Below are 11,264 nucleotides of genomic sequence, written 5' to 3'. Positions count from 1 at the left end.
GTTGTAGAAGTCGGCACGAGCGTTCTGGTGGACGTCGCCGGTCCAGCCGAAGCGCTCGTCGCGCTGGGGACAGTCCGTCGGGAGCCCGTGAGCGTTGCTTCGAAGTCCCCAGACGGCGTTGTGCTGGACCTGATTGAGATCCTCGTTCGAACATGCGAACGAGCCGATCTCCTCAAAGCCCGTGTGGACCGCCTTCGAGACGATGTCGGCCGTCGTCAGTTCGCCGGGGTAGCCCTCGACTGTCACGTACCGGTAGCCGTGATAGGTGAACCGAGGCTCGTAGGTCTCGACGCCGTCGCCACGCGCGACGTACCGATCGGTGGCTTCCGCGTCGCGGAGGTCAACCGTGACCAGTTCGTTTTCGTCATCGACAGTCTCCGCGTGTCGGAGGACGACCTCGTCACCCGCACCCGGTTCTCGGATCGTCAGTTCGACCCAGCCAGCCAGGTTCTGTCCGAAGTCGACGAGATAGTCGTCCTCGCGTTCGACGATCGACTCGGGCTCGAACGTCTCGGTTGCCTCGATAGGCTGGAGTCGCTGAGGACGCAGCTTGTAGTCGCCGCTCGGGGGCTCCTTTTCGTCGACGAGATTCCAATTACTGTCGTCGAAACCGGGTTCCGCCCAGCCGGATTGTTCCTCACGTGCGTCGTACGTCTCGCCGTCGTAGATGTCATTCTCTGTGATCGGACTCGGCGACATCGTCCACGACCCGTCGGTAGTCACCGATTCAGTCGTTCCGTCCGCGTAGGTGACCTCAAGCTGTAACAGTCCGCGTGGCGCGCCGTAGGCCTCCCAATCCGGAATTCGGAGAGGGAGTTCGTGGTTCCCCTTCGAGTACCAGCCGCGACCGAGCCAGAGGCCGAGCGCGTTCTCGCCTGACTTGAGGGTGTCCGTCACGTCGTGGCTGCTGTAGAGCACACGGTCTTCGTACTTGGTCCAAGCGGGATTCAACTGCTCGTCGCCGATCCGTTCGCCGTTGGTGTACAGTTCGCCGTAGCCCAGCGTGACGACGTGTGCCCGGGCCGACTCGATCGTCCCGTCAAGCATCGCGTCCGTCCGGAGTAGTGGCGACGGGTCGGTCGAATCCTCACGTGTAACGCGCAGCGTACGGTCGCCGTTGACCGGTTCGCCGTCTTCGAACGCCTGCCCACCCTCGAGAACGTCGTCGGTGTGGCTCCACCAGCCAATGGTTCCGTCCGGGTTCGATTGTTCGAGGTAGTAGTCACCTGGCGGAAGTCGCTCTTCGGTCGTCAGTTCGACCCACGACCCGTCGCCAATGGCTGTGAACCGATCCTCGGTGACAAGGGCGCTATCAGGGCCGTCCTCATACAGCGAAAACGTTACATCCGAATCGTCAGTCTCCCACGTCGGGACGCTCGCGGCGACAACGTCGAATCCCTCCTCACTGGTAAATGTCTGACCGAGCGTCTTGCCCTCCTCGAGTTCGATCGGCGTATTCTGTTCGGTATTGTTGATCGGGTCGTCCTCATCGACCTCAACACCGATCCACTCGCCCGCCCACTGGCTTTCGGTGATCGCCGTCGTAAAGTGGGTTGGGTCGCTCCAGTCACTGGCCGTGTCGTCGTCCCAGATTCGGACGGTCCAGTGGTAGGTCGTATCAGGTTCGAGCGGCTCGCCGCCGTACTCGATCGCTGTCGACCGACTCGCGTCGACCCGACCGCTGTCCCAGACTGTCGCGTCGTCGGGCAACACGTCCGCGTCGGTTGCCACGCGAATCCGGTAGGCCGTCTGCTCGACGTCTCGGTCGGCGGGTACACACCAAGACAGCCGCGGCGGATGGTCAACAGATGGAAAGAGGTTCGTCGGTTCGCGCTCGTACTCCGTACGTAAATCGACTGGCGCGGACACCACGTCAGCCGCTGAGTCGCTCGATACACTCCGTCCTCGATCACCCTGTACAACCCCCGCCGCGAACGGGACGCCAGCGGTTACACCCGTGTACTTCAGGTACTCTCGCCGGCTGACCGTCGACGTCTGATTCCGCACTCGTCGACTACTGTTCGACCGTGACGCTCGCTCGTATCGCTCAGTCTCGTTTGTGCCAGTCATTAACTATCACTCTATGGTATGGTATACGGTATGCTGACTCTCTGTATAAAATTATGGGTTCGACCGTCTATCCGAACAGGTGACGGTGACGGCACCAGCTCGCATGAGATTGTGGTGACCGCGTCTTGCTCTTGACCGCACCCGCTATCGGTTCTGTAGCTGTCGAAATCTGAACCCATTCCGGCAAACCGGCGCCGATGGGCTGATTTGCGCTCAGATCTTGTTTCGGATTGCCAGCTCGAGCGTCGCTGCGGTGATGCGGGCGTTGCTGGCCTGGAGCGTGACGGTCCCACCGTTGAACGTCGACGGAACCGCCTGCCAGCCGGTCGTGCGGAGACCAGGACCGTCGTCGACGGTCACCGGCTCACCGTACTCAGTCGTTTTCCCGTTGGCGCTCGTCGTAGCAAGTCGGACCGCGGCGTCCGCGTCGGCGTCTTCGTGAGGTTCTATCCGAGCAGTCACCCGCGCGTATAGCGGCGCCGCCGCCGTCGCGCGTCGTATCTCGAGTGACGTTGGTGTGTCTTCGAACTTGCCTATCGCGGTCGCTACTGGTGACGTCTCCTCTAATCCCGTAGTGTCGACGGTGACCATATGCGGGAGCGGTTTCTCTGTCCCGCCGCTTGGTGAGGGCGAGACAGTCTCTCCATGTGGGAGCGGATCGCGATAGGCCACCTCGAGCGTGGTGTCGCCTATCCGTGCGATCGACTCATCCGACTCCGAACGAAATTCGAGGGTCGCGTATCCGGCGCGCATCGCCTGCGGGATGCGCACCCACTTGGTGGTCAGCGTCTCGGGATCGTCACCGCCCGAGTGAACGACGGGGTCGCCAGTAGTGGTGCCGTGCTTGCCGTGGACCACAACCCTCGCCGCCGCTTCGGTGGCGTCCTCAGTCGTCTCAAGGTCAACAGTTGCCCGAGCGTAGACCGGTGAGGCGGGAACGGTCGTCTCGGTGAGTGCCAAAGCGGCACTGACATCAACGAACTCCGTGCTCGTCGTGGTCGCCGGCGCGTCGGCCAGCGCCGTTGAGGCGTACGTTGTCAGGTCCCCCGCGTCGGGTTCGAAATCCGTCTGTTCGACCGTCCGATCGGTACGATCGAGCTGTGCCGGATCGACATCGGTGACACTGAGGAGCGACTCGGCGCTCCAGGGCACGTCGCCGACGTTCTGCTGATGATCAACGAAGCTGAGAACGCGGTCCGTGCGCCACCGTTCGCGATCGATGTGGATGTCGCTCCACGTCATATTCCGTCGGTAGAGGACAGATGTCTGCCACTCGCCATCAAGCTTCTCGACCAGCAGCGGCCAGCCACCTTGCTCGAAGTCCCGGGTAAGGATATGGACGTCACCGTCATTACCGACGACTATACCCATTCGGCCGATCGGCGAGGAAACGACTCCGCCGCCGCCGAGATTGACATCGTCCTCGCGACTCGTTGCCGACTCGGTCACCCACGCTTCCGCATCAAGATCCCGGTACGCATGGTAGATCTGCGTGTAGCCGTCCTCGTCATCACGGTAGTACGTGACGTGTGGTGCGTCGTTTCGTGGATCGTAACTTGCCCAGCCCTGATTGATGAAGTTACTGTCTGGCTCGATCGGATCGACGACCTCGGTATCGCCGAATGTGATCGGTAGGTTGTATGATGTGCCATCGCTGTGTTCCCAAGTCTCGCCGCCATCAGTACTGCGTGCGTAGGAGAGGTCGACGTTCGTCTCCACGTCCCAAGTTTCGCGAAAATTGAAAAAGTAGTGAAGCGTCCCGTCGCTCGACTCGATCAAGTTCCACATATACGAGTTGAACTCGCCCTCACCGTCGACCAGCGGGTGCTGGAGCGGTTCCCACGCCTTGGCGTCGGGGTCCCAGCGGTTCATTATCCACTCGCCGACGCCAGAGGCTCCCTCGCGGTGAGCCTCAAGTAGCGTTCCGTCCTGTAGGCGAGTGAATTCGACGTAGGTGACGCTCTCCTCGTACTTGCCGGTCATCCCGATCTGCTCGTCGCTCCAATCCGTGATCTCTTCGGGTTCTTGACTACGAAGCCACAGGATCTCGGAATCGCGGGTATTGTAGTTCAAGAAGAGGTGACCGTCGGGTCCGACGCCGATCGCCGGCGTCCAGTGGCCGTCGCGGACATCGATCTCTATCCCTAGCCCGTGTTGTTCCCACTCGCCGTCGGGAAGGTCGCGCGCCGCAACGACTAGCTCACCTGGATGGGTCCAATATGCGAAATACTGGCGGCCGTTGTACGTCGTCAACCGCGGCATAAACGGCGGCGTATCCGTCTGTGCGTTTCCGAGTCCGGCCTCCGTGAGGACGGACCGAGAGAGCGCCGACTGCGAGCCTGCTCCGCTGTCCAAACCGGCCCTCGCCGCCGTCGTCCCGACGCCGAACACGCCTGCTGCGCTGATCAGGCCGCTAGTCGCGAGAAACGTTCGGCGCTGAATGGCGTCCATCGATTCACGGTCGATTTTGTGTTCGTCTGTCCTCGTATTTCGAGTCATGTAATCGGTACTGCTGGTACTCGACGTCGGTCACGTTTGCCGGCCCATACCCATCGAGTGTTCGAAGTGTGCGATGAGACTAACTTTTCGAGTCGATCTGTATCGGTATTGTCGAAACTATCTCGACGTTTCATTCTGACCACCGTTAACGATTGGCAGTAATGATTATAATATTTTCGCTACTATGATGACACTCCATCATATTCCGAAGTACGATTCACTATACTTGGTTCAAGTTCAAACGTCTGATGGCTGTTGGCCGTATCTTTAGAGTTGTAGAATAGCGTACCGCTTGCGCACGTCAATTTTGATCTCATGACCGATATACTGGATCAATACAGTATGATATTGAGTCGCTAGTCGGTGTGTTTCTGGTCAAAGAACTCCACGGGTGTGATCACGAAACCGTACTCACGAGTATTCATATCAGATTTCTCACTATGCAATCAGCTATATTTAGAGACGATCTCTGACCAGTTGACGCTATAGCGCAGTTGGCACAAACGCTTCACAGCTGACCTGCACGAAACAGTTGAGAGGGCTGGTCGGATGACCCTTATTAGAGCCCAGAATACTGGCGTCACGATTCCGCGTAAACTAGAATGGGCGCTCTGCTACCATGACGACGGATCTGGAGAAGCAGACCAAATGACACGACTGTGGTGGAATAGGCGGCGAAGATCACTCAGTACGTCAGCCGAGTTGTTTTCCCCACATTTTCGTTGGAGTGGGGCAAAGGTTGTGAAATCCACGAGATTACACAGAGATTTACAGACCTAGTTTGACCTGCGAGAGAATCTCGCTGCCAATAAGGGTGCTCGCAGTTTATCCACGAGTCCACTCGTGACCGAATCCCACTGGGTTGTGCACATCGTGAGCATCTTCGCAACCTCTCTATCGGGCAAATTCGAGCGATGTACCGACAGGCAGTAGGCCGCCTGCTAAACAAGGTAGCAGAAACAGAGAAGTTCTTCCAAGCAGAAATCGTCGCGACCGACATCACCGAGGCAGAGCCGTTCACAGATGACCGAAGCCGTCACGAGGACGAGATTATCGGAACAAAAGAGAACACTGACGAGTACGCCTATCAATAGGCGACGATTCAATTAGTAGGTAACGCTGTGTCGATCGTCTTGGACGTTCGCCCCGTGTGAAAGGACGAGACACGCAGGGAGATCGTCGAGGATCTGCTGGCCTCGGTTCAAGAGTTTGTTCACGTCGACGAGGCACTAATGGATTGGGGGTTCAACCAACACGTTCTCAAAGCAGCTGCCGAACATGGGTTGAGATACGTCGCTCCAAAGCAGATGCAGACCAGCAAGAAGGCCCAAGCAAAACGCCTACTGAACCGGGATCAAGATTACTACAGGACGGATCGGAAACTCTACCTCGGCAACGACGAGTGGCTGCCGACGACGGCAGTGTATATACGCAACGAGGACTCTAAGCGGACAGACTACCGTCAGTACGTCGTGTTCATGACGAACGCTCCGGCTGGAGCGGTCAAAGAGTACAACTACCGCTGGGGATCGAGAGCGGCTACAAATCGATCAGGGGATTTTATAACCGTCACGACCCCCGACGAATTTCGGACTACGATTCTTTTATTTTGCGCTTGTATGTTTCTCGTATCCGATTTGTTGGATAACCGATTTTCTCGTATAGATGTAATCAACTATCGAACATAAAACTTGTTAATAGTAAAAAGAGACAAAATTCTGGAAAGCTCGGAAATATCTTATAATAACGATTTATCAAAATTATCTGTTTAGAAAGTTACTTAGAGCAGTTTCCCTTCATAAATCAGTTGAAGTTGCAACAAGTTCACAATACATAGTTACGGAATTATATAATAACTGGTATTGTTAATGGTCTTTCATCTAGCGCTGTTCTTCAGAGGGGAACAGAGAATTACAAGAGTATGGTTGTAATAAATTAGTTGGGTGAATTAACTATAAAGTAGAAAACAGAATATTCACCCGGGGCTCACCAGTAATACCGAGAATAGACGAATACAAACTTATATCTAGTAGCTCCTCTAGAAGGAACAGATCTACATAGCCGAAAAGAGAAAGCTCCAGTAGGGAATCGTACATGAAGAATGTCCTACACAAACACTCCAGTCAGTAGAGATCACATTCAATATTATCGAAACCTTTCAAGAGCAAAACCCATTTGCAGTAACAGAACTAGATGACAGACTCGGACATCCAAAGAGTACGATTCACAGTCATCTCTGAACACTCGAAGATAGAGAGATAACCGTAAGCAGACCAGAAAGTTTGAGAAGGATCTTTCGGTGAGATTGGTCAAGGGTCTCACTTGAATTTGATGAACCAGTAACGGTGACAACTGGATCCTAAGATCCATAATTGTAGAGGGAGGATTATCGCACCCACAATCGCAAACCAAAAGAATGGTGTACCTCGGATAGATACAATAGCAGTGATGGCTCAAACGTACGAGAACTACATCGACGGCGAGTGGTGCGCCTCCGAAACTGGGGAGACGTTCGACACCCACAACCCGGCGGATCCTAACGAGGTCGTTGCCACCGTACAGGACTCAAGCGCAGAAGACGCCAAGGACGCAGTTGAGGCTGCAGCAGCCGCCCAAGAGGAATGGGCGGCGGAGCCCGGTGCTACTTATCAGGCGTTATTACGCGGCACCGCAAAGCGTATCGACGAGCGGTCCCAGGAACTCGCTGAAACCCTCTGTCGCGAGGAAGGCAAAACGCTCACCGAAGCAAGCGGTGAGGTCGGCCGGGCGATCGACATTTTCTATTACTATGCCTCTCACGCGGTGGATTACGGCGGTGATCGCAAGCCTACAACCACCGACGATCAGAACCTCTATACGGTGCGTGAGCCCATGGGCGTCGCTGGGTTGATCGTCCCGTGGAACTACCCTATCGCCATCCCTGCCTGGAAGATGGCTCCCGCACTAGCGACAGGCAACACCGTTGTCTGTAAGCTCTCCAAAGACGCGCCGACAGTGTTCCTAGAGGTCACGAAGTGTCTCGCCGAAACCGCAGAGGAAATCGGTGCTCCCGACGGCGTCGTTAACGTCCTCACGGGCGGTGGCGAGGAAGTCGGCCAGCCCATTGTCGAGCATGACGAGGTCGATGCAGTTTCCTTCACCGGTAGCCGCGAGGTCGGTGACATGATCTACCAGCAGGCCACCGACAACCGAAAGCGCATCCAGACCGAAATGGGCTCGAAAAATCCCACAGTCGTCTCTGAGAATGCCGATATCAAGAAGGCTGTCGAGGTCGTTGGCGGGGGCATCTGTAGCGTCACTGGTCAAGCGTGTACGGCGACCGAGCGCGTCATCGTTCATGAGTCGATCCACGACGAGTTCGTCGAACAACTAATCGACTACGTTGATTCCATCGAGATCGGCCCCGGCCTCGACGACCCTGGCATGGGTCCGCAGGTAAGCGAGCGCGAACTCGAAAGTACCCTTGATTACATCGAAACAGCCCAACAAGAGGGTGCAACCCTCGCGTATGGCGGCGGCCAGCCCGAAGGCGAGGAATACGAGAATGGATATTTCATTGAGCCAACAATCGTCACTGATGCCGAGTCTGATATGACTATCATGCAGGAGGAGGTCTTCGGTCCCTTCGCAGGCATTGCCTCCTACAGCGACTACGAGGAGGCCGTCGAGATCGCAAACGACGTCGAATTTGGTCTTACAGCAGGGATTGCCACTCAAGATCACACCGAAGCCAACCAGTTCATCGGGGATGTTGATTTCGGTATCGTAAAGATAAACGAAGCGACGTCGGGACTGGACCTGCACGTTCCCTTTGGTGGGATGAACGCTTCTTCGAGCGAAACGTACCGCGAGCAGGGTGAAGAAGGAATGGACTACTTTACGATCATCAAAACTATCTACGAGAGCTATTGACTACAGATTACTAGTCATCCCATTATCAGATGACTGCGAATGATCCCGAAAGGAGATCATAGACAGCCCCTGTTTCAATGTTTTCCTCAAGTCGAGATTCGAGCTTCAGGATATCATCTTCAAGCGTGTCACGCTCGTGTTCGAGACGATCTCACTTGAGTTCGATCTAGGTGACGATCAACTAAATGATATCAATATTTCGATAGTTTATCCTATTTGACTTATATGAAACGTATGCTTTTATCTGCACCAACTTTTATTTAGTGCGCTATCTATGTGTAATTGCCATGGCGTATGAAGCAGGTATTCGCGTAGGAGTACGGACACGTTCCCTCTCGGAGGCGCGGCTCAGCTATATTCGTCAACTCGGAGCGACAGACGTTTTCATTGACCACGCAGATACCGACGAGGAACCAGATGAATTCATTGATCGGTCTAAAGAAATAACAGTAGAAGTAGTCCATAATGCAATTCCTAGCGTCTCTGAACTTAAGAGTGCACAAAAGCAAGTAGAGGTTGATAGCGTCTTTGGGGATATTCCAGATATTATATTGACAGAGGCGAACAAGCGAAACTGTGACCATATATTCGTCACTGGAGAGAAACGTTCTCCAACTGGAAAAGCTGTATTTGGGGATACAGCTCAGTCAATAATTCTGAACTTCGAAGGGCCAGTAACTGTTCAGGTTGATCGGTTCTAATTACGCGAACTTTGTATTCACTTCGATAATATTTGCAGCTCGCTGTACGGCTTTAGCCAGATCGTTATGGAGATCGTCATCTGTGATTCGACTGGCAGGTCCAGTAATACTGATGGCTCCAAGCACTATTTTGCCATTTCTGACTGGTGCAGCTACGCATCGGAGTCCTTCGAGGTTTTCTTCGTCATCAATTGCATACCCTCGCTCAGTGATTTTATCAAGTTCGGCACGGAGCTGCTCGGGATCTGTGATCGTCTGAGGAGTCTGCCGTTCTAACGTCATTGAATTAATCATCTCTTCTCGTCGTTCGTGAGGAAGATAAGCCAGAATGGCTTTTCCGAGAGAGGTTGAGTGCATGGGCTGCCTTCGCCCGACTGAAGAAGCTGTTTCCACTCCCCTCTCCCCTTTCGCTTTATAGAGATATGTAATTAAACTGTGTTCCTTAAGGCCGAACTGTGCTATTTCACCGGTTTCATTGGCTAATGTGTCTGCTTCTTCTTTGATAACATCATAATTCCCTACTTGGTTCCGAACATCATTAGCCATATCCAGAATACGCAGGCTCAGACGGTATTTCCCTGCCTCATTTACGACTATTTCTCTGTTCTCGAGTGTTTGGAGATGGCTATGAATCGTACTTTTTGAATGGCCGAGTTCTTTAGCTAATTCAGTTATTCCAAGTTGGTCCTGCTCTCGCAGAGTATCGATAATATTGAATGCAATTTCTACTGTTCGGAGTGTTGGAGTAGTATACCGTTCCTGAGTATCTACCATAATGTCCTCTCTCACTTCAAGTACGTAAATCTGTTCCTCGTGGAGGAACCATCATACCTACTATCGATATACTTCTCTTCTCGCTGTTACTGGCGAATCAGGGCTCATATTATCTCCCCACTCTTTCCAGTTCATTCTTTTCAATAGTATTTTACATCCGTATTTCTGTAATCTCATGTTCCTCCCTTAGGAACGCGTCCCTACTAAATACTCACATAAAATATTTGAATCGATCATTCTAAGGGTAGTGGTTTTTATATACTTGGTTGAACATCAGCAATATATGGTACTGCCAGCAGATCAGATCCAAGACCACTTGCGAGGGGTAGCAGTTGGACTTCTGACGCCGTTTGATGAAGAGGGAATGATACAACACAAGAAAATACAGGAAAATGCTCAAACGCTTCATAACAAAGGAGTTCGCACGTTCCTTGCAACGGCGAATATTAGTGAATACCACTCTCTCTCGCAAAAAGAACGGATCGAAGTCGCGCAGACTGCCGTCGAAGCACTTCCGGACAACGCGTGTATACTGGCCGGTGTCGGTGGGAGTACATCGGATGCACAAGAGCTGATTGAAAGTTACGACGCTAACGACATAGATGGTATGATGATAATGCCCCCGGATCATACCTATATTCACGAGGAAGGCTTGTTGCAGTACTATCGTGAACTTGCAACGGCGTCCGAACGGCCACTTATACCATACGTGCGCGGATTCGATCCTTCAGTCGAATATCTTGAAAAACTAACCCAAATTGAGAGCGTAATTGGCGTCAAATATGCACTAAAAGACGCCCCAAAACTCGGTGCAGGTATCGCTGCAGGAGATGATGATGTTGTTTGGGTCAATGGACTTGCTGAACCGTTCGCGGTCGCTTTTTGGGCAGAGGGAGCCGAAGGATTCTCTGCAGGTGTAAGCAATTTCCGTCCGGAAGTAGGGCTCGAATTGTTCAATGCGCTTTCAGATGGTAATTGGGAACGCGCCCGGTTGCTTCGAAATATATGTTTGCCATACCAAAGGCTCCGAGAGCAGCGTGGAAAAGACAATAACCTGGAAGGAGCTATTAGTGTTCCAGTGGTCAAGAAGGGGCTCGATCTTTCGGGATTACATGGAGGCCATGTTCGTGAACCCATTCGCTCTCTCTCTGAGGAGGACGAACACCGAGCAGAACGACTCTACGAAGAATTAGATGTGAAAATTAACCAAATTATAGGTTGATACGAAAGTAGCCAGCTAATAGAAATGGTGGGAGAAAACCAATCCTAACTACCCACTCGAGGCCGACGTTGGGAGGAAGTATATCC

At 53.5% G+C, this 11,264-nt stretch carries 8 protein-coding genes; 5 read left to right on the top strand and 3 right to left on the bottom strand.

Annotated elements, in window-relative coordinates:
* A partial coding sequence (locus WOA58_RS18600) for a family 78 glycoside hydrolase catalytic domain (RefSeq protein WP_461782300.1) occupies positions 1–2,070 on the bottom strand: 2,070 nt, incomplete at its 3' end.
* 213 nt (positions 2,071–2,283) lie between these two features.
* Complete coding sequence (locus WOA58_RS18595; protein ID WP_340605795.1) at positions 2,284–4,521, bottom strand: BNR repeat-containing protein; 2,238 nt, start codon at positions 4,519–4,521, stop codon at positions 2,284–2,286.
* Between the two features lie 962 nt (positions 4,522–5,483).
* Here WOA58_RS18595 and WOA58_RS18590 point away from each other — a divergent pair.
* From WOA58_RS18590 to WOA58_RS18575, 4 genes are all read left to right on the top strand, one after another.
* The gene (locus WOA58_RS18590; RefSeq protein ID WP_340605794.1) at positions 5,484–5,663 is read left to right on the top strand and encodes a hypothetical protein; all 180 of its coding nucleotides are present in this window, start codon (positions 5,484–5,486) and stop codon (positions 5,661–5,663) included.
* 993 nt (positions 5,664–6,656) lie between these two features.
* Positions 6,657–6,809 carry a helix-turn-helix domain-containing protein gene (locus WOA58_RS18585; protein ID WP_340605799.1) on the top strand — a complete coding sequence of 51 codons (153 nt, stop codon included), beginning with the start codon at positions 6,657–6,659 and terminating at the stop codon, positions 6,807–6,809.
* A 208-nt stretch (positions 6,810–7,017) separates the two neighbouring features.
* Positions 7,018–8,481, top strand: a complete 1,464-nt coding sequence (xacF, locus tag WOA58_RS18580; protein ID WP_340605793.1) for a 2,5-dioxovalerate dehydrogenase — start codon at positions 7,018–7,020, stop codon at positions 8,479–8,481.
* A 287-nt stretch (positions 8,482–8,768) separates the two neighbouring features.
* Positions 8,769–9,182: a universal stress protein gene (locus tag WOA58_RS18575; RefSeq protein ID WP_340605791.1), complete on the top strand. Its 414-nt coding sequence runs from the start codon at positions 8,769–8,771 to the stop codon at positions 9,180–9,182.
* Here WOA58_RS18575 and WOA58_RS18570 read toward each other — a convergent pair whose 3' ends face one another.
* Complete coding sequence (locus WOA58_RS18570; protein WP_340605790.1) at positions 9,183–9,956, bottom strand: IclR family transcriptional regulator; 774 nt, start codon at positions 9,954–9,956, stop codon at positions 9,183–9,185. It lies immediately after the preceding gene.
* A 283-nt stretch (positions 9,957–10,239) separates the two neighbouring features.
* Here WOA58_RS18570 and WOA58_RS18565 point away from each other — a divergent pair, with 283 nt between their 5' ends.
* Positions 10,240–11,178 (top strand): dihydrodipicolinate synthase family protein, encoded by a 939-nt coding sequence (locus WOA58_RS18565; RefSeq protein WP_340605789.1) that lies wholly within the window; start codon positions 10,240–10,242, stop codon positions 11,176–11,178.
* Positions 11,179–11,264: the final 86 nt, after the last annotated feature.

Source organism: Halalkalicoccus tibetensis (genome assembly GCF_037996645.1).
Classification (GTDB): domain Archaea; phylum Halobacteriota; class Halobacteria; order Halobacteriales; family Halalkalicoccaceae; genus Halalkalicoccus; species Halalkalicoccus tibetensis.
This window is presented reverse-complemented; position numbering and strand designations above follow the sequence as displayed.

Excerpts from the sequence above, each read along its gene's own strand:
- xacF (WP_340605793.1), top strand. The coding sequence starts at position 7,018 with ATGGCTCAAACGTACGAGAACTACATCGACGGCGAGTGGTGCGCCTCC.
- WOA58_RS18595 (WP_340605795.1), bottom strand. The coding sequence starts at position 4,521 with ATGGACGCCATTCAGCGCCGAACGTTTCTCGCGACTAGCGGCCTGATC.
- WOA58_RS18565 (WP_340605789.1), top strand. The coding sequence starts at position 10,240 with ATGGTACTGCCAGCAGATCAGATCCAAGACCACTTGCGAGGGGTAGCA.
- WOA58_RS18590 (WP_340605794.1), top strand. The coding sequence starts at position 5,484 with ATGTACCGACAGGCAGTAGGCCGCCTGCTAAACAAGGTAGCAGAAACA.
- WOA58_RS18570 (WP_340605790.1), bottom strand. The coding sequence starts at position 9,956 with ATGGTAGATACTCAGGAACGGTATACTACTCCAACACTCCGAACAGTA.
- WOA58_RS18575 (WP_340605791.1), top strand. The coding sequence starts at position 8,769 with ATGGCGTATGAAGCAGGTATTCGCGTAGGAGTACGGACACGTTCCCTC.